Origin of the sequence: Segatella copri (assembly GCF_003465495.1) — a bacterium.
GTDB classification, from domain to species: Bacteria; Bacteroidota; Bacteroidia; order Bacteroidales; family Bacteroidaceae; genus Prevotella; species Prevotella copri_G.
In genome coordinates, this window is the sequence record NZ_QSAV01000001.1 from 42,327 (window position 1) to 61,873 (window position 19,547).

Here is a 19,547-nt window from a genome sequence, read left to right on the forward strand (position 1 = left end):
CTGCTATTATTTTAAATAAAAAAAGGTCTGAAACAACAGAATATTGAAATGCTTAGAATTAAGAAATTAGACATATTTATTGCCAAGCAGTTTGGTCTCCTTTTCATGGGAACTTTCTTCATCTGCCAGTTTGTGCTGATGATGCAGTTCTTATGGAGATATATTGACGAACTCATCGGTAAGGGACTCACGATGGACGTGATGGCTCAATTCTTCTGGTACATGGGCCTGATGCTCGTACCGCAGGCTCTGCCATTGGCTATTCTCCTGTCTTCACTCATGACGTTCGGTAATCTCGGCGAGAGTTCGGAACTTACAGCCATCAAGGCTGCCGGCATTTCACTGATGCAGGCTTTCCGCTCACTTATCGTCATCACCGTCATCATCATGTTTGGCTCATTCTATTTCCAGAACAATGTGGGACCTAAGTCGAACATGAAACTGGCACAACTTCTGATTTCCATGAAACAGAAAAGCCCGGAACTGGAAATTCCGGAAGGAATCTTCTATGATGGTATTCCAAACTGCAACCTTTATGTGCAGAAGAAGGATTTGAAAACCGGAAAACTTTACGGCATCATGATTTACCGCATGACCGACAGCTATGAAGATGCCGCCATCATATTGGCAGATTCTGGCATGCTCCAGAGTACAGCAGAAAAGAAGCATCTTGTTCTGAGCCTCTACAGTGGAGAATGGTTTGAGAACATGCAAAGCAGTGCACTTGCCAATACAGCTGCCGTACCATACAGACGAGAGACTTTCGTTTCCAAAAAAATCATTCTCGACTTTGATGGAGACTTCAGTATGACCGATGCAGCTTCGCTTTCAGGAAATGCAAAGGGTAAAAGTCTGGAGAAAATCAACCACGACATCGATTCGCTTAACCAATTATATGATTCAATCGGAAGAATCTACCTGAACGAAGCCAACGTGAGATTCTATGGAGGTGCACAGCGCATCAACAAGAAGGACTCTCTCAAAGAAATCAAGAAGGGCGAAAGATTCATTTTCGACACCTTATATAACAAATTGCCACAGGACAAGAAACTCATGGCGGTAAACCAGGCACAGTCTACCGTACAACAGGAGCTTTCTGACCTTGATTTCAAATCGATGTCTACGAGCGATGCAGACTACATGATAAGACAGCACAAGATTGAGGCTATCAACAAGTTCACTCTAGCCCTTTCGTGTCTCATATTCTTCTTTATCGGAGCGCCATTAGGAGCCATCATCCGAAAAGGAGGACTGGGTTTCCCTGTCGTCATCTCCGTACTTGTATTCATCGTCTTCTTCATCCTCGACAATACAGGATACAGAATGTCAAGAAGCGGAATGTGGGCCATCTGGTTCGGTAAAGGTCTTGCACCGGCAGTATTGACGCCTTTGGCTATCTTCGTAACCTACAAGGCAACCAATGACTCTTCCGTATTCAATATGGATGTTTACAAAGAGTTCTTCATGAAACTGCTCGGTTTACGACAGAAACGCCATTACTTCGGTAAGGAAGTGATTATCACCGACCCGGACTATCAGGCGGATGCAGAGAAACTGGAAAGAATAAACCAAGACATCACCTTATATAATAAGGAACACAAACTGGTTCATCTTCCAAACGTCATCAATGTATTCTTCAAATACGAGCCTGATCATGAGATAGAAAGAATCAATGCAGAATTGGAAGAGGTGATAGAAGACTTGACCAATACCGCCAACAAGTATATCCTGCACGACATGAACCAATATCCGGTTCTTTCTGTCAAGGCACATACACGCCCATTCGAGCGGAAATGGCTCAACATCATTGCAGCCATCATTTTCCCAGTGGGCACACTGCTATATTTGAGAATGTGGCGATTCCGACTGCGCTTGTTCCGTGACCTCAAGGTCATCAGTCAGACCAATACGGACATCCTCCATCGGATTAAAGAACAGAAAAAGTAAAATGTAACTATATAATAAGGTATCAAAATGTCAGAAATCAAATTAAATAGCATCGAAGATGCTGTAAAAGACTTCAAGGAAGGAAAGTTCGTCATTGTTGTAGATGATGAAGACCGCGAAAACGAAGGCGACCTCATCATTGCCGCAGAGAAGATAGACGCAGAAAAAGTAAACTTCATGCTGAAACACGCAAGAGGTGTACTTTGCGCCCCTATCACCCTGAGCCGCTGCGATGAACTCGACTTGCCTCATCAGGTTTCAGAGAACACCTCAGTATTGGGTACACCATTCACCATAACCGTAGATAAACTGGAAGGCTGCTCTACCGGTGTTTCTGCACACGACCGTGCCGAAACTATCAAAGCACTTGCCGACCCAAATTCTACCCCGCAGACATTCGGCAGACCGGGTCACATCAATCCGCTCTACGCACAGGATAACGGTGTGTTAAGAAGAAGCGGACACACAGAAGCAGCCATCGATCTTTGTAAAATGGCAGGCCTCTATCCAGCAGGCGCACTTATGGAAATCATGAATGAAGACGGCACCATGGCACGTCTGCCTGAACTGATGAAGATGGCAAAGGAATGGAACCTCAAGGTTATTTCTATCAAAGACATGATAGAATACCGACTCAAGAAAGAATCACTCATCGAAGTGGGCGAAGAGGTTGACATGCCTACAGAATACGGCCACTTCCGCCTCATTCCGTTCCGTCAGTCTAGCAATGGTCTAGAACACATGGCACTCATCAAGGGAGAATGGAAAGAAGACGAGCCTATCCTGGTCCGTGTTCACTCTTCTTGCGCTACTGGCGACATCCTGGGCAGCAAGCGTTGTGACTGCGGTCAGCAACTCCACAAGGCTATGCAGATGATAGACGAGGCAGGAAAGGGAGTTGTTGTCTACATGCAGCAGGAAGGACGCGGCATCGGTCTGATGAACAAGATTGCAGCCTACAAGCTTCAGGAAGAAGGCTACGATACCGTTGACGCCAATACCCATCTCGGTTTCAAGCCAGACGAGCGCGACTATGGTTGCGGTGCACAGATGCTCCGCCATCTCGGTGTACACAAAATGCGTCTGCTCACCAACAATCCGGTAAAGCGCGTAGGTCTCGAAGCATACGGTTTAGAAATCGTAGAAAATGTACCTATCGAAGTTGTACCAAACAAGTACAATGAGCGTTATCTCAAGACCAAGAGAGACCGCATGGGGCACACTTTGCACCTCGGATAATAAAATTATGTTATTATTTCAATACAAAACATGAAATAATGCTCAATTTTCTTCCGAAAAAGAAATAATTTGCTTACTTTTGCACACGATAAACAAATATAAGAATAAAATTATGGCACAATTATCTGATCGTTTAAACAGATTGGCACCTTCAGCAACGCTGGCGATGTCACAGAAGAGTAGTGAAATGAAAGCTCAAGGTATTGATGTAATCAACATGAGCGTAGGTGAACCAGACTTCAACACTCCTGACAATATTAAACAGGCAGCAAAGAAGGCTATTGACGAGAACTATTCCCGTTATTCACCAGTACCAGGTTATCCTGACTTGCGAAAAGCAATTGTAGCCAAATTAAAGAACGAGAATGGTTTGGAGTACACTATCAATGAAGTAATCGTTGGTACTGGTGGTAAGCAGTGCGTCTGCAACGCTGTATTGGCACTCGTAAATCCAGGCGACGAGGTTATCATTCCTGCACCATATTGGGTAAGCTACCCACAGATGGTGAAATTGGCAGGAGGTACTCCGGTCATTGTGAATGCCGGTTTCGACCAGGACTTTAAGATGACAGCAGAGCAGTTGGAGAATGCTATTACAGAGAAGACCAAGATGCTCATTCTCTGTTCTCCAAGCAACCCTACCGGTAGCGTATACTCTAAGAAAGAACTGGCTGCACTGGCAGAAGTACTCAAAAAGCATCCTGAAGTATTTGTGTTGGCAGATGAAATCTACGAACACATCAATTATATCGGCAAGCACCACAGCATTGCTCAGGAACCGGGCATAAAGGAGCAGGTTATCATTGCCAATGGTGTATCTAAGGCTTACGCCATGACAGGATGGAGAATCGGTTTCCTGGCTGGTCCGGAATGGATCATCAAGGGCTGCAACAAGCTCCAGGGACAGTATACCAGCGGTACATGTTCTGTCAGCCAGAAGGCAGCAGAAGCAGCCTACACACTCGACCAGAGTGCAGTAGAGGAAATGCGCGTAGCTTTCGAGCGCCGACGCAACCTGATTGTAAAGTTGGCTAAAGAGGTTCCAGGTCTTGAGGTTAACATGCCACAGGGTGCCTTCTATCTCTTCCCTAAGTGCAACAGCTACTTTGGCAAGAGCAATGGTGAGAAGACCATCAACAATTCAACCGACTTTGCCATGTACCTTCTCGAGGAAGCACATGTAGCCACCGTAGGTGGTGACGCATTCGGTGATCCAGACTGTTTCCGCATGAGCTATGCAACAAGCGACGAGAACATCGTTGAAGCTATCAAGCGCATCAAGGAAGCTTTGGGCAAGTTGAAATAAAAATGGCTTAAACACCATTTTCAAGGGGCAAAATGTAAGAAAAATGCGAGATATTGGTATAAAATAAGCCAATATCTCGTTAAAACTTCTTAATTAGGCTGATAGTAAACTTTAATTTATTATCTTTGCCAATGCAAAATAGATAACCCAACTGTGTTTATTGACAAACGACACATTCAAGGTCTACGAAGCGAGAAAGAAAAAAAAGAAAATATTAATAATTTATTAACTAATAATTTAAAAAAAAGTAAAATTATGGCAACTACAAAACAAGCAGCCCCAGCTAAGAAGTCTGAGGGCTTTCAGGGAGTAAGAGGCGCATTCTGGATCATCGTGGTATGTGCTATCATCGCATTCACATTGTTCTTCACATGGTTCGGAAATGACATGCACTTCCAGGATCCTGGTGTACAGGATCACCCAGCAGACATTTGGGGTACTATCTACAAAGGTGGTGTAATCGTACCAGTTATCCACACATTGTTGCTCACAGTGTTGGCTATGACAATCGAGCGTTGGTTGGCTCTTAAGACCGCTACAGGTACAGGTGCTCTTCCTAAGTTCGTTGCAAACATCAAGGCAGCTTTGAACGCAAATGATTTCGCTAAGGCTGAGCAGCTCTGCAACAAGCAGCGCGGTACAGTAGCTAACGTTGTTATGGCTTCTTTGAACGCTTACAAGTCTATGGAGTCTGGTGCTAACGCATCTTTGAAGAAGGCTCAGAAGGTAGCTAAGATCCAGCAGGCTCACGAGGAGGCAACTCAGTTGGAGATGCCAACTTTGACAATGAACTTGCCTATCATCGCTACAATCGTAACACTTGGTACTTTGACAGGTCTTCTCGGTACTGTAACCGGTATGATCAAGTCATTCCAGGCCATGGGTGAAGGTGGTGGCGCTGACTCAGCAGCACTTTCTGTAGGTATTTCTGAGGCGTTGATCAACACCGCATTCGGTATCTTGACATCATGGTGTGCCGTTGTATCTTACAACACATTCACCAACAAGGTAGATAAGTTGACATACGCACTCGACGAGGTAGGTTACTCAATTGCTCAGACATACGAAGCTAACCACGCAGAAGAGGCTTAATTTTTGCTAACCCTTTAAAATTTTATCGCTATGGGTAAAGTAAAAATTAAGAAGAGTGACATCTGGATCGACATGACGCCTATGTCAGACGTTATGACCCTGCTGCTTACCTTCTTCATGCTCACCTCTACTTTCGTAAAGAATGAGCCAGTTAAGGTAAATACACCAGGTTCTGTGTCTGAGATTAAGGTGCCAGAGAACGGTGTCTTGACCATCTTGGTTAGTCCTGAAAAGGACAAGGCTGGTAATCCTACCGGCGAGGGCCAAGTATTTATGAGTATTGATAATACTGATCAGTTGGGAGCTACACTGAGCACAATGACAGGAGCATTCGGCGTGTCATTGAACCCAAAACAGATTGAGACATTCAAGAGCGAGGGTTTGTTCGGCGTACCTATGGGCGACTTGAGTACTTATCTGACAATGAACGCTTCTAAGCGTCCACAGTATCTCCAGACTAAAGGTATTCCTCTCGACAGTATTAAGGGCGGTATGAGCGAGTTCCAGCAGTGGGTTGACGCAGCTCGTAACGTAAACGAAGACATCAAGATTGCCCTGAAGGCAGATGCTTCTACACCTTACAAGACCGTTAAGAGAGTGATGAACGAACTCCAGGATATGGACGAGAGTCATTACTATATGATTACACAGTTAAAACAACAGGGGGACGAATAAATGGCAAAGAAAGAAAGCAAACAAAAGAAAATGAATGTCCGCGTAGACTTTACGCCTATGGTGGATATGCTCATGCTGCTTATCACGTTCTTCATGCTGTGTACATCTTTGAGCAAACCTCAGACTATGGAGCTGACTATGCCAAGTAATGATGAGAATACTCAAGAAGATCAGAAGAACGAAGCTAAGGCTTCTGAAACTGTGACACTCTACGTAACAGCAGATAACAAGATTTATTATGGTGCTGGTATTCCTAAGTACGATGATCCAACATGGATCAAGGAGACTACATGGGGAAGCCAGGGCGTCCGTAAGGTCTTGAGAGAGCACGCTACAGAAAACGGCACACGCCCTGTAGAAAGAATCGCACTTGCTGTCAAGGAGTTGAACATGGACCGTCAGAAGAATCCTAAGCAGTATCCTGATAGCATCTATCAGAAGAAGTTGAGCGATTTGAAGGCTGGTAACTTGAAGGACGGAAAGATTCCTACTCTTACTATCGTCATCAAGCCTACAGATAATGCTTCATATAAGAATATGGTTGATGCACTCGATGAAATGCAGATTTTGAACATTGGTACGTATGTCATCGATAAGATTAACGGAGACGATGAGAAGCTTCTCAAGTCTAGAAACGTTAAGATGTAAGATGTGTACTAACAATTAAAACAAGAAAGAAATGGCAAAAATTGATCTTTACGATCCTAAATGGGTCGATATGGTTTTCGCCGGAAAGAACAAGGAGTATGGTGCATACCAGCTCCGTAAGGGTACTTCTGGCCGAAATATCAAGGCTCTGCTTATCTTGGTCATTGCTGCAGCTCTCGTGGGTGGTTTTTTAGCTTGGAAGGTTATTGAACAGAAACAGGCTGAAGAGCAGCAAGCATATATGGAAGCTATGGAGTTGGCTAAACTCCAGCAGCAGGCTAAGAAGGAAGAAAAGAAGAAGGAGCCAGTGAAGCCTAAGGTTGAAATGAAAAAGGAGATTCCTGTGGCTCGCGAAACTCAGAAGTTTACCGCACCTGTCATTAAGAAGGATGAACTCGTAAAAGAGGAAAACCAGGTTAAGCAGATGGATAAACTGGATGACAAAGTTGCAGTCGGTACTGAAAACAAGGAAGGTGTGAAGGACCGTACAGTTGAAGCTGTAAGAAATGATATTGCAGTGGCAGCTCCACCTCCACCACCAGCACCAAAACCTGAGGTTGCTACTAAGGTCTTCGACGTCGTAGAGGAGATGCCTTCATTCCCTGGTGGACAAGGCGCCCTGATGTCTTATCTTGCAAGCAACATCAAGTATCCTGTCGTTGCACAGGAGAATGGTGTACAGGGTCGTGTTATCGTATCATTCGTGGTAGAACGTGATGGTTCTATCTCTGATGTTAGGGTAGCTCGTTCCGTAGACCCTTCACTTGACCGTGAAGCACAGCGTGTCGTTAAGAGCATGCCTAGGTGGAAACCAGGTAAGCAAAACGGTTCTGCTGTACGTGTTAAGTATACTGTACCAGTTGTATTTAGATTGCAGTAATAGAATGAAAAGAACATCTTATATTTTTTTAGGTATAGGATTAACAGTACTATCAATGGCTTTCTTCTCGTCATGTGGCGAGAAGAAAGCCAAAGATGGTAGAACTGATACTCCTACTTCAGGCACAATTGAATTTGTGGCTGACGAGAGTTTGAGTCCTATCATTGACGAAGAAAGAAGTCAGTTTGAGTATGAGTTCCCAAAAGCTAAACTCAAGCCGAAGTATACAGATGAAGTCACCGGACTTCAGATGATTAAAGATTTCAAAACAGCGCTTTTATTCACTACACGTAATTTGAAAGATAGTGAAATAGCCTACTTGAAGTCTAAAAGCAATGTAATTCCTTCTGTTTTCCCTATCGGTTACGATGGATTGGCATTTATTGTAAACAAGCAGAATAATGATACTTGTATTACGGTAAAAGATATCAAACGTATCCTTACAGGTGAGGCAACTAAATGGAGTGATATTGTGAAAGGTTCAAAGAGAGGCGACATCGAAGTTATTTTCGATAATACCCGCTCTGCAACAACCAATTATGTAGTAGACTCTGTACTGCACGGAGCTAAAATGGGTGCAAAAATCATGGCCGCAAAAACAAGTAAAGAGGTTATCGACTATGTGGATCAGAACCCAGGCTCAATCGGTGTTATCGGATCTAACTGGTTGAATGACCGCAGAGATTCCACAAACACTACCTTCAAAAAGAATATTCATGTAATGTCGGTTTCTATCAAGGACAAGGCTACTCCAATGAATAGCTGGAAACCTTATCAGGCATACTTGCTTGATGGTAGATATCCGTTCGTTAGAACATTATACGCTATTGTAGTTGACCCTCACAAGGCATTGCCTTGGAGCTTCGCAAACTACATTTCAGGACCAAGAGGTCAGCTCATCCTGTTCAAAACCGGTTTACTTCCATACAGAGGTGACATCACAATAAAGACCGTTAATGTAAAACGCTAAGAAAGAGACGCATATAAAAAAGTAGAATTATGAAAGCAATTAAATATTTAGTAGCAGGTTTGCTCGTCATGGGTTTGGCAGCACCTGCAATGGCACAGGATGTCAACTATAAGGACATGCTGAAACCTATAGAGACTACATTAAAGGCTGGTAATGCAGATCCTAAGGCTTTTGCCAAGGAAATCAAGGAATACCAGAAGGAGTTCAAAAAGGATCCTAAGGCATTGGTAGCTTTGGGCAACCTTCTTGCTATGAACAAGAACTATGATCAGGCTAACGCTGTTGCTGATGCTGTCATCGCTAAGTTCAAGAACTATGGTGACGCTTACATTCTGAAAGGCGACATCTATGCAATGCAGGACAATGGTGGTGAGGCTGCTACATGGTATGGTCAGTGTATGACAATGGATCCTAAGAATCCTCAGGGATACATCAGCTATTCTAACGTTTACCGTAAGATTGACCCACAGGCTAGTGCGGAAGCTTTGAACAAGCTGAGAGAAATCAACCCTAACTACCCTATCGAGGCAGAAGCAGGTCACAACTTCTTCAGCGCTGGCAACTACGAGAAGGCTTATGAGTATTTCTCAAAGGCTAAGCCAAACACACTTGAAGAGTATGCTCAGTACGAATATGCATTCACAGCTTATATCGTTGGTAAGAAGGAAGAAAGTTTGAGCCTTTGCGAAAGTGGTATCCAGAAGTTCCCTAAAGATGCAGCTATGCAGGTTTTGGCCATGCGCGCTGCTGTTGACGTAAAGAACTTTGAATCTGCTCTCCAGCATGCAAACATCGTAATGAATACCGATTCTATCAAGAAGAATGCTAGTATCGTTGCTTATTATGGTTTGGCTTTGGCTGGCAACAAGCAGTATAATGAGGCTATTGCTCAGTACCAGAAGGCATTGGAGATGAAGGCTGACGACCCTAAGCCATTGCAGTATATCTCTGAGGCTTACAAGGAGTTGGGCGATGAAGACAAGGCATTGGAGTACAACCAGCAGTACATGGACAAGAATCCAAATGCTGCTCCTACAGACTTCATGAAGCTTGCTGAAATCTATGTAAACAAGGCTAAGAAAGATCCAGCTAAGAAGGTTGAGAATATAGATAAGGCTATCGGCGTATACGCTAAGTTGGCAGAGAAGTATCCTACATTGAAGCCATTTGCAAAGCTTCAGGAGGGTAACACTGCTTTCCAGAACGAGTTGGACGACAAGGCTATTGCTGCTTATACAGAAGTAATCAATGAGCTGGAAGCAAAGCAGTGTGATGAAGATGAACTCAGCTACCTGAAGACATCTTACCAGTATATGGGCTTCATCTATACCTACGACAAGCAGGACTTCGACACAGCTAAGCCATACTGGGATAAGCTTCTGAAGCTTGATCCACAGAACAAGTTGGCTAACGATGCTTACGAGAAGGCAGGTCTCAAGCCAGGTGAATAAACATAACATTAACTACAACATATTGGGGATTGCATCAGTTATTGATGCAATCCCCTTTTCGTTTCTATGAATTATACTATGAGTTAAAAAGAAAGAAAGGTAAACAAATCTATAAACAACGGAAAACGAAAAGAGCGATTCCCAAGGGAACCGCTCTCAATGTTTTATGTAACTAAAAGTATCTACCTTATAGATTAAGGAAGACTGATTGCCTCGTTAGGGCAAACATCAGCACAAGTGCCACACTCTGTGCAGAGGTCTGGGTTGATTGAATACTTATCGCCCTCAGAGATTGCACCTGATGGACACTCATCAATACATGTACCGCAAGCGATACAATCGTCACCAATTACGTATGCCATAATTATTAATGTTTAAATGTTTATAATGTTTTTGTATAATATACTTTTAATTTGTCTTACTTCATAACATCAGGTATATTACCTAATAATTATGGTGCAAAGATAATAATAATTTCTGAAATACCTACAATTAGGTATAAGAATTTTCAAGAATTAGATTAATTTATACATAATCGAAATAAAACGGAAAGCAATATGAAGAGGAATATTCCGTTATAAATATATGAAACAGAAACTATTGACATTCATCATAAGCCTTGCCATCACAATCCAGGCTGGCGCACAGGAAAGAACGGTAGAAAACCGTCCTTATACCGATTTGCGCCCATTCCACTTCGGTGTATTAGTAGGCACCCACTTCCAGGATATAGAATTCCAGAATGCAGGACCGGTGACTTATCTTGATGCTGACGGCATTGAGCAGCAAAGCTGTGTAACAGTAGACCAGGACAGATGGGATACTGGATTTACAGTAGGTGTACTAGGAGAATTCCGCCTCAACACCCACTTCCAGCTACGCATAGCACCAGCCATGTATTTCGGTACCCGACATCTCTCCTTCTACAACATGCTGGAAAAAGATGGAGCCGGTAATCCGATCCAACAGAAACAGGAGATGAAGACGGCTTACATTTCCAGTGCCCTCGACCTGATATTTGCAGCACAGAGATTCAACAATCACCGCCCCTATATCATGGCAGGAATCAACCCGATGATGAATCTGAACAGCAAGAACGAAGATTATATCAAACTGAAGAAAACAGATCTGTTCCTAGAACTGGGATTGGGGTGTGATTTCTATCTGCCTTATTTCAAACTTCGCCCTGAATTGAAATTCATGTATGGAATAACAGATACATACGATAAAAATCACATTAAAAACATAAAAGACAAGAGTACACTCCCATACACACTATCTGCTAAGTCAGCACATAGCAAAATAATAGCACTTACATTCTATTTCGAATAATCGAACAATATCATAAAATAATGAGGCAGACTCCCCACAGCGAGAGTCTGCCTCTTCTAATTTATAAAGAATAGATATCTTTACTCAACAACTTCCCATGTAAAAACACAGCCGTTCTTCATGCCGGCATCAGCACCTTGGTAATCTGCAGAATAAGGGCTCCCATCCACAGGATTCTTACCAACATAACGCTGAGTCTTCAGAGAAAGCAGCATGCAGCGGTTACAAAGCATATCCTGCCATACAAACTCATCTGCCTTGGAAGAGTCGGAAGTCAGACGAACATCACCAGATAAACCAGCACCAGCAATATAAACATATCGTCCGTCAGCCGTCTTCAAAGCAATCTTTCCCTTACCTCTATCCTCCACAACAAACTTCACCTGATTTCTCATGTCGTTTCGGTTACCGGAACTATGCATCAATCCATGTCCGGTTGCATCCATCAGACTGCCATCAGCGAGATTAGAGAATCTTATGGCCTTTCCGATAGGCAAATTGGCTGTTCTGTCAGCCATCGGCTCCTCCACCTTGAAATCATCGAAATCAGCCACACCGCCATTCAATTCCTTCTTGTTGAAAGCATAAAGTGCCACACGTACACCCTGGAAGGTCTTCAACTGATAAGGTGAAAGCATCTGCTCACCGATATTCTCCCAGTTCTTACCATCCAGAGAATAGGAATATTGCAACTGGCTCTTATCATAATCACCCCAAAGTCGCAACCATACTACCTTACTTTTAGCCAAAGGCTTCCACACTTCCTTGTTGGTATTCTGGTCATAACATCTCAAGTTCAACCCCTTATCCGTCTTGACAACGCCCAATGAAGCGTATGGCGTATTGATGGCACCCAAACCAGCCTCATCACCTACCTTCAAGCGGGAAGTATCCAACTTTACAGATGTATAAGATACCGGTCCGATGGCACGCTGCGTCAATGTATTCTTTGCCCAAAGCAGTTGCTTGGCAGGCATGGAATGCAAACGGAGCCATCCTTTTCGTTCCTTATTCAGCGACCACATCTTGTTATTCGGATTATGATTCCATTGCCAAACCGGTTTAAAAGTTTTACCCGAGAAATCATCACATCTGTCATATGGAGCCTGTGGTGTCTTTACCATATCATTCGGTTTGAACCAGGTACGAGGCGAGCGTCCCAGGTTCTTCTCCAGTCCGAAGTAAGGCCAGCCGTCAACCCAAGTGATAGGCGACAGGCACACCGTTCTTCCCACGGCATTGAAGTCCTGCATCGAAACGCCCCACCATTTCCCGTCAGGAGCCTGCACGATGCCGCCCTGATGAATGGTAGCACAGGCCAGGTTCAGACCATTAGGCTTGTTGTTCTGGAATTTGAAACCATCTTCCGGCAAAGGACGACCGATTCCCATGTTACCTACGCTCCATCCAGCAGCATAACCATACGATTCGCGTTCGCTGATTACGCAAGTTTCATAAGGTCCCCAGATGCTCTTGCTTCGGGCACACTGCATGCGGCCCATCGGTGAATAATCAGCAGAGAGGATATAGTACATACCATTGATTTTATACACATGATGTCCCTCACCCATCGCATTGCCTTCCGGAATCACCACCTTGCTGCTGCCCTCTACCGGACCGCTCAAATCAGGCTTCAACTCCGTAACGGTCACGTTGCCATACTTGTGCACGGCATAAATCTTGCCATCCTCATCGAAGAGCACAGAGAGGTCGTAGATATCGCCATTAACTTTATGATGCGTCCAAGGCCCCTTGGCACTATCCGAGATATACACCTGCAAGCCATGCCCGTTGATATTGGAGAAGATATAGAACTTGCCGTTATGATATCGGATGGCAGGCGCCCAGATACCCTGTCCGTAAGCCTCCTTGCCATTGCGGAGATTGAAATCATCAGAATCATCAAAGCGATCGAAGCAATAGGAAGAGAACTCCCAATTTACGAGATCCTTGGAATGGAGAACCACCAGTCCCGGCACACTGTGCATCGTGGTACCCGCCAGATAGTAATCCTCCCCTACTCTGATAATATCAGGGTCAGAAAACTCATCATAAAACAAAGGGTTTGTAAAGGTACCATTACCATTATCAGCCGACCAAGACTTCCCTTTCAAAGTCTGTGTCAGAACCTTCTTGGCTGCAGATTTTTTCTGCGCCGCTGCTCCCAAAGAACCGCTCAAAAAAGCGATGCAACAGGTTGCAAATAAAATTTTCTTCATTCTCATTGATAGGTCTAAAAGATTATTATAAAAAATATTGCCACAAAAGTACGAATAATTATCCAACCAGAGGTGGACAAGATGATACTTTTATGGCAACAAATGTGATTTTAGGACATTATTTAATCAGATAAGTCTTTCCTGGTTCTGTTTCCAAGTCATATTCATATACGTCAGGAATAGGAACCTTCACTCCTTCTGCTATCCGATGCTGTTCCATTACAGGTTTCACTTCTGCAGATGCAAAAAGGATATTTGGACATTTTCCTTCTGCCTTCTTCAGCTTTTTCGCCTTCAGCGGTACGTAGGAGCGAAGACGCAGGATGCCTCCGATGGTGGAACGAATCTTCGCCTTCATCAGTCTGCCATTCTTCCAGTCCATATCCACCACAAAGCCGCCACGGGCACGAAGTCCCTTTACGCTTCCTTCTTTCCAGGCATCAGGCAAGGCTGGCAAGAGATGCACGGCTCCATCATGACTCTGCAGGAGCATTTCGGCGATACCGGCTGTTACTCCGAAGTTGCCGTCAATCTGGAATGGTGGATGGGCATCAAAGAGATTCGGATAGGTTCTGCCATCAGGATATTCCTTTGCCTGCGCATCAGATGGCAACAGACGAAGCATATTGCTGATGATTCTGAAAGCATGATTGCCATCGAGCATGCGTGCCCAGAAGTTCGTCTTCCAACCCAGACTCCAGCCCGTAGCCTGGTCGCCACGATGCTTCAGAGTGGTGGCAGCGGCATGGAACAGTTCCGGATGAGAGAAAGGAGAAATCTGATTGGATGGATACAATCCATAGAGATGCGAGATATGGCGATGCTCATTCTTCGGATCATCCGCATCCACAAGCCACTCCTGCAACTGTCCGTACTTTCCTATCTGCATCGGCGGAATCTGCGAAACCAACTGCTGCATCTCCTTGCGCTCAGCCTCATCAACACCCAATATTTCAGAAGCCTTCACGGCACTGGTCAGAGCATCGAAGGCTATCTGGTTATCCATCGTGCATCCCGCCGTTACGGCAGTTCTCTTACCCTTAGGTCCCTGTTCCGGACTCACCGACGGCACGGTTACCTTCCATTCGGTGCCCGGCAACTTCTGCATATAGTCGAGATAGAACTCAGCGGCACCTTTTATTACCGGATACCACTGCTTGAGGAAAGCCTTGTCGCCCGTATAGAGATAATGCTGCCAGAGATGGGTGGTGAGCCAGGCTCCGCCGTTGGGGAACATGCCCCACTGCGCACCATCCACCGGACCTGCTATGCGCCAGATATCGGTGTTATGATGTGCCATCCAACCACGACAACCATACATTTCCCTAGCCGTCTGTGCTCCCGTTACGCTCAAATCCTTAATCAGCGAATACAGAGGTTCCGTGGTGTTACCGAGATTCGTTACCTCGGCAGGCCAGTAATTCATCTCCGTATTGATGTTGATGGTATATTTACTGTCCCAAGGCGCATTTTTGCTGTTGTTCCAAACACCCTGCAAGTTTGCAGCCTGTCCACCAGGCTGGGAAGAGGAGATGAGCAGATAGCGACCATAGTTATACATCAGCGCTACCATCGCCATATCCTTGCTGCCAGCAAATTTCTCCAGACGTTGGTTGGTAGGCAACGAAGCATTGGCATCAGTTGTCAGAGTCAAGGAAGAAGTACCAAACTGTTTCTGATAGGCCTCCACATGGCGTTTCTCCAACTGTGCGTAGCTCATCAGTTTCACCTTATTTATATAGTCGGCATTGCGTTGGGCTGCATTGCCCGACACATCGTGATAGTTCACAAAATTGGTGGCAGCGCTCACGAGGATGGTTGCCTCGGTGCCATCTGTCTTTACATCTGCCACGCATTCGGCAGCAAGAGCTGCCTTGATACCCTCCTGGTCTTGTCCCTTCACCTTCAGCATAACCCCTGTAGGCGTTTTCTGAACTTGATGTTCAAAAGGCGAATCCAGGGTAACATCGATGTTCAAAGCGCCCTTTCTGCTCGCCTTGATGTGGCAAACGATAACGCCATCAGCCAGCGAAGCAAAGGTAGTACGGGTATATCTTACGCCATTCATCACGAAAGAAGTCGTGGCAATCGCCCTCTTCAAATCCAGGTTGCGCACAAACTGCTCAGTCTTTCCCTGGTTCTTCATTCTGACATGCAGATTTGCCATCGGCAGGAAGCGCATGCCATGAGGCCCTAGGATGAAGGTCTGGTTGATGAGAGCCGCTGCCTCCTCTTCCCTGCCATTGAAGATGAGTTCCCTCACCTTTGACAGATTCTCCAGGGATTTCTTGCTATTGTTGTTATGAGGACCGCCACTCCAGAAAGTTTCCTCATTCAACTGGATATTCTCATCCGTAGTTCCGCCATATACCATACCTCCCAAGTGAGAATTTCCTATAGGTAAAGCCTCCAGCCAATGTTGGGCAGGAGCGTTATACCAAAGTCGAGTACTATTATCTGTGCAACTTGCCTTAGCCATCATCTCTACTGGAAACAATAGTCCCAAGACCCAAGCCCCAAAAATCATCTTATTTCTGTTCATAAAATCAGCATTGATTAGTAATTAAAAACGGCACAAAGATAAGGAAACTTTTTGATTTTCCATCACTTTGTGCCGTTAAAATTAAAAATATCTCAAACTTTAAACCTATTTTCTTTTAGAATACTCAAAAGAATCTACATCTATATACCCGCCAGCAGCCTTTGTGGCATAGTTGTAGATGGCAATACGGGTACCCATGAAGAGGCGGCGATAATCATACTGCATCTTGAAATCCTTGATGGCAGGAATCCAGGTCTTTCCATCTATACTATATAATAAGGTGGCAAGATCCTGATGAAGACGGAAATCGCAACTCATCTTCAGATAGATGATGCTTGATTTCGTTGCCTTATCCTGCTTCAGATTCAAAGGCTGGCGATACACCTCCTCACGCTTCACATCAGTCACTGCCTTTTCCTTTTCAGTCAGGGCTACACTCTCCTTGGTACCTACCACAAAGAGTTTCTTGCCTTCCTTTACGATAGAAAGCAGGGCTGCATCACCCTGGAAGGCTGACAAGCCAGCCACATCGCCATCCTTCATCTTGCTCACATCCATCTTGACGATTCCCTCGCAGGTTGGTCCTTCGGTACGGGTACTGATGGTATTAGGAGCCAGGAAGATGTTAGGAACAATACGGGATGTCTTCAGGCGGAGCCAGCCCTTGCGCTCTGTGAGCGACCAGGCATTATCCACAGGATTGTGGTTCCACTGCCACTGCAGTTCCAGTTTATCCTTCGAGAAATCATCACTATACACGAGTCCCTTACCGTCATATCCCAATACAGGCTTCTGCATCTCGGCAGGAATATTGCCCTTCTCATCGGTCAGCATAGGCCATCCGTCCTTCCAGGTACATGGCTCCAGCGTGAGCACTCTGCCCACACCACCACGGTCTTGGAATACGATGCCATACCAGTTGCCATCCTTATCATCTACAATCGTACCTTGTCCCACGCCATTGAATCCGGCAAACTCCGTTTCCAGAATCACCTTTTTTTCATAAGGGCCCTGAATGTGATCTGCACGATAACAAACCTCACGACGAGGATGTCCCTGTGGCCACGAAATCATCAGGAGATAATACTTGCCGTTGTGCTTGATCATGCGGGAGCCTTCGAGCAAACCCGTTTCATCAGCATCACGCTCAAAGAGTTTACGATGGCTGCCCGGCACTACTTCCGTAAGATCTGTATTCAGCTGCACCATCTCTCCCGTTCCATAAACCACGTATGCCTTATCGTCGTCATCGAAGAAGAGAGCGGCATCATGGAAATGCTGCAAGCGGCTGTGGATAGTCCATTTGCACTCGATATCATCGGCTGTACAGATATAAGTCTCTCCACCTGGATTATCGTTCGGAGCAAAGAGCGCATAGAACTTGCCACGATGATACTGCAGCGAAGTGGCCCACTGACCACGACCATACACCGTACCCTCCTTCATGTCATACTTAGGCGAATCGGTAAGTTTAGGGAAGATATAGTTCACGGTTTCCCAGTTCACCAAATCCTTCGATTTCATGATAGGCGCACCCGGCATCAGATGCATGGTGGTGCTTACCATATAGAAGCAGTCACCCACACGGATTACATCCACATCAGGCACATCAGCCCAAACCACAGGATTGGCGAAATTCTTCTCAAACTTCCACCAGTCGAAATTGAAGAGTTTGCTTCCCTTCAATCCCTTGAACACGAAGTATATATCATGCTTTCCTGTCACTTTCTTTAGCATTTGTGCCGAGAAAGTCTTCCACTTTTCCCAGCCACCCGTCTTGGTAACATCAAGTTTTGCCACCAGTTCGCCATCTTCCTTATCGAGATGAACCTCCAGCGAACCTCCAAGCGAAGAGCACGCCGCTGAGATGGCAAATACATCTGGACCTTCATCACCAAAATCCACCTCACGTACCTTGATATAATCGCCTTCATGGATTTCAGAGATATAAACACCCGTATCATCGGTCTGCTCCGACTTCACTCCCTTAGAGAAAGCGATGGTTTCAGCCTCCTGACGCTTGTAAGGATTGAGGGTTGCGATAGGAACCACTCCTTCCTGAGTATGGTGGATAATTGGGAATGTGCCGTCGGCATTATATTTGAATTCTTCCACAGCTACACTGCGTCCGAATCCGCCACCCAGTTTACCCGTATGATAGAAGAAATAAGACTTGCCCTTGAAGTCGGTCACACCGCAATGGTTAGTAAAGGAACCCGTATCTTCCAATGGCATGATTTCGCCCATATACTTCCATGGTCCGAAAGGCTTCTTGCTCATGGAATAAGCGATATGCTCAGGCACTCCACCTGCAGCATAGAGCATATAATAGTTCTTGCCACGCTTCATGAACCAAGGTCCCTCTGTGTAGCAATCTTTATATTTTCGGGTAGAATCACGCTTCTCCACGTCAGGCGAACCGAATCCCTCCTCAGTCATCACGATTCTGCCCACTTCACGCTTTTCATCAACAGCTGCCTTAGCATCTATACCACCCTTGAAGCTGATCATATCTTTATTCAGTTTGGCATAGTAAAGATGTGGATTACCCCAATAGAGATAAGCCTGACCATCCTCATCCATCCAAACGGTAGGGTCGATATTGTCCCAACTTCCGTTATCGAAAAGCGGTTTGCCCAGCGCATCCTTGAACGGACCGGTAGGAGAATCTGCCACAGCTACGCCGATAGCCATTCCGCCCGTCAGTTTAGAGTGCGCACAGATATACCAGTAATACTTACCATTACGTTCGATGGTCTGTGCTGCCCAGGCACGGTCATCTGCCCAGGAAAAAGAACTGAGGTCGAGCGGTGAACCATGGTCTGTCCAGTTCACCATATCCTTGGTGGAATACACACGCCATTCGTTCATCCAGAAGAAGTCAGCCTTATCTTCATCATGACCGGTATAGACATAGAGACGGTCTCCGACAGGAAGAGGAGCTGGGTCTGAAGTCAACTGTGTTTGTATGATAGGATTCTGCGCATTCATCGTTGCGCTCATACTCATACACAAAGCCGAAGCTAGCAAAAACTTATTGTTCATTGTTTATCTAAAATTATTAGTTTCTATTTTTGAGTGCAAAGATAGCAATAAAACAGACATTTTACTTTGCTGTATGTTACAAATACTTTGGCAAGACAACCATGGTGTAAGAAAAAAACGGTGCATTTCAAAAGAAACACACCGTTTTACATCTTTACCTACAAGTTTTGCCCGAAATAGCTGTATCTGTTGTTGTCTGGA

General features: G+C 45.0%; 14 protein-coding genes. 10 read left to right on the forward strand and 4 right to left on the reverse strand.

The genetic code is table 11. The features are described from left to right. The first annotated feature begins 48 nt into the window (after positions 1–48). The 9 genes from DWV53_RS00155 (at position 49) to DWV53_RS00195 (ending at position 10,208) form a co-directional block, all read left to right on the forward strand. Entirely contained in the window at positions 49–1,947 is a 1,899-nt protein-coding gene (locus DWV53_RS00155) for an LptF/LptG family permease (protein ID WP_118064816.1), read from the forward strand. Positions 1,948–1,974: 27 nt separating this feature from the next. Next, on the forward strand, positions 1,975–3,186 hold the full coding sequence (locus DWV53_RS00160; protein WP_006849147.1) for a bifunctional 3,4-dihydroxy-2-butanone-4-phosphate synthase/GTP cyclohydrolase II: 1,212 nt from the start codon (positions 1,975–1,977) through the stop codon (positions 3,184–3,186). A 112-nt stretch (positions 3,187–3,298) separates the two neighbouring features. After that, on the forward strand, positions 3,299–4,492 hold the full coding sequence (locus DWV53_RS00165; protein ID WP_118150804.1) for a pyridoxal phosphate-dependent aminotransferase: 1,194 nt from the start codon (positions 3,299–3,301) through the stop codon (positions 4,490–4,492). Between the two features lie 255 nt (positions 4,493–4,747). Further along, complete coding sequence (locus DWV53_RS00170) at positions 4,748–5,584, forward strand: MotA/TolQ/ExbB proton channel family protein (protein ID WP_006849145.1); 837 nt, start codon at positions 4,748–4,750, stop codon at positions 5,582–5,584. A 30-nt stretch (positions 5,585–5,614) separates the two neighbouring features. Further along, positions 5,615–6,259, forward strand: coding sequence for an ExbD/TolR family protein (locus DWV53_RS00175; RefSeq protein ID WP_117586464.1), 645 nt, complete (start codon positions 5,615–5,617; stop codon positions 6,257–6,259). Next, complete coding sequence (locus tag DWV53_RS00180; protein ID WP_117586465.1) at positions 6,260–6,907, forward strand: ExbD/TolR family protein; 648 nt, start codon at positions 6,260–6,262, stop codon at positions 6,905–6,907. Positions 6,908–6,938: 31 nt separating this feature from the next. After that, positions 6,939–7,787 (forward strand): energy transducer TonB, encoded by an 849-nt coding sequence (locus DWV53_RS00185; RefSeq protein WP_117586466.1) that lies wholly within the window; start codon positions 6,939–6,941, stop codon positions 7,785–7,787. A 4-nt stretch (positions 7,788–7,791) separates the two neighbouring features. Next, positions 7,792–8,757, forward strand: coding sequence for a PstS family phosphate ABC transporter substrate-binding protein (locus DWV53_RS00190; protein WP_117694615.1), 966 nt, complete (start codon positions 7,792–7,794; stop codon positions 8,755–8,757). A 29-nt stretch (positions 8,758–8,786) separates the two neighbouring features. Next, entirely contained in the window at positions 8,787–10,208 is a 1,422-nt protein-coding gene (locus DWV53_RS00195; RefSeq protein ID WP_117694616.1) for a tetratricopeptide repeat protein, read from the forward strand. Between the two features lie 194 nt (positions 10,209–10,402). Here the strand turns inward: DWV53_RS00195 and DWV53_RS00200 are convergent, their stop codons facing one another. Beyond that, positions 10,403–10,570 (reverse strand): 4Fe-4S binding protein, encoded by a 168-nt coding sequence (locus DWV53_RS00200; protein ID WP_022120089.1) that lies wholly within the window; start codon positions 10,568–10,570, stop codon positions 10,403–10,405. 223 nt (positions 10,571–10,793) lie between these two features. On the opposite strand from DWV53_RS00200, the gene DWV53_RS00205 reads away from it, so the two are divergent. Continuing rightward, entirely contained in the window at positions 10,794–11,540 is a 747-nt protein-coding gene (locus DWV53_RS00205) for a porin family protein (RefSeq protein WP_118150806.1), read from the forward strand. Between the two features lie 80 nt (positions 11,541–11,620). On the opposite strand, the gene DWV53_RS00210 is transcribed toward DWV53_RS00205, so the two are convergent. The 3 genes from DWV53_RS00210 to DWV53_RS00220 all read right to left on the reverse strand — a co-directional run bounded on the left by DWV53_RS00210 (position 11,621) and on the right by DWV53_RS00220 (position 19,346). Next, positions 11,621–13,759, reverse strand: coding sequence for a family 43 glycosylhydrolase (locus DWV53_RS00210; protein ID WP_118150808.1), 2,139 nt, complete (start codon positions 13,757–13,759; stop codon positions 11,621–11,623). A 118-nt stretch (positions 13,760–13,877) separates the two neighbouring features. Further along, entirely contained in the window at positions 13,878–16,241 is a 2,364-nt protein-coding gene (locus DWV53_RS00215) for a glycoside hydrolase family 95 protein (RefSeq protein ID WP_259318875.1), read from the reverse strand. A 165-nt stretch (positions 16,242–16,406) separates the two neighbouring features. Continuing rightward, positions 16,407–19,346, reverse strand: a complete 2,940-nt coding sequence (locus tag DWV53_RS00220) for a family 43 glycosylhydrolase (protein WP_118150812.1) — start codon at positions 19,344–19,346, stop codon at positions 16,407–16,409. Between the last annotated feature and the right edge of the window lie 201 nt (positions 19,347–19,547).

What these genes read in the sequence shown, in the direction of transcription:
- DWV53_RS00155 (WP_118064816.1), top strand. Translation starts at nt 49, where the DNA reads ATGCTTAGAATTAAGAAATTAGACATATTTATTGCCAAGCAGTTTGGT.
- DWV53_RS00160 (WP_006849147.1), top strand. Translation starts at nt 1,975, where the DNA reads ATGTCAGAAATCAAATTAAATAGCATCGAAGATGCTGTAAAAGACTTC.
- DWV53_RS00165 (WP_118150804.1), top strand. Translation starts at nt 3,299, where the DNA reads ATGGCACAATTATCTGATCGTTTAAACAGATTGGCACCTTCAGCAACG.
- DWV53_RS00170 (WP_006849145.1), top strand. Translation starts at nt 4,748, where the DNA reads ATGGCAACTACAAAACAAGCAGCCCCAGCTAAGAAGTCTGAGGGCTTT.
- DWV53_RS00175 (WP_117586464.1), top strand. Translation starts at nt 5,615, where the DNA reads ATGGGTAAAGTAAAAATTAAGAAGAGTGACATCTGGATCGACATGACG.
- DWV53_RS00180 (WP_117586465.1), top strand. Translation starts at nt 6,260, where the DNA reads ATGGCAAAGAAAGAAAGCAAACAAAAGAAAATGAATGTCCGCGTAGAC.
- DWV53_RS00185 (WP_117586466.1), top strand. Translation starts at nt 6,939, where the DNA reads ATGGCAAAAATTGATCTTTACGATCCTAAATGGGTCGATATGGTTTTC.
- DWV53_RS00190 (WP_117694615.1), top strand. Translation starts at nt 7,792, where the DNA reads ATGAAAAGAACATCTTATATTTTTTTAGGTATAGGATTAACAGTACTA.
- DWV53_RS00195 (WP_117694616.1), top strand. Translation starts at nt 8,787, where the DNA reads ATGAAAGCAATTAAATATTTAGTAGCAGGTTTGCTCGTCATGGGTTTG.
- DWV53_RS00200 (WP_022120089.1), bottom strand. Translation starts at nt 10,570, where the DNA reads ATGGCATACGTAATTGGTGACGATTGTATCGCTTGCGGTACATGTATT.
- DWV53_RS00205 (WP_118150806.1), top strand. Translation starts at nt 10,794, where the DNA reads ATGAAACAGAAACTATTGACATTCATCATAAGCCTTGCCATCACAATC.
- DWV53_RS00210 (WP_118150808.1), bottom strand. Translation starts at nt 13,759, where the DNA reads ATGAAGAAAATTTTATTTGCAACCTGTTGCATCGCTTTTTTGAGCGGT.
- DWV53_RS00215 (WP_259318875.1), bottom strand. Translation starts at nt 16,241, where the DNA reads ATGATGGCTAAGGCAAGTTGCACAGATAATAGTACTCGACTTTGGTAT.
- DWV53_RS00220 (WP_118150812.1), bottom strand. Translation starts at nt 19,346, where the DNA reads ATGAACAATAAGTTTTTGCTAGCTTCGGCTTTGTGTATGAGTATGAGC.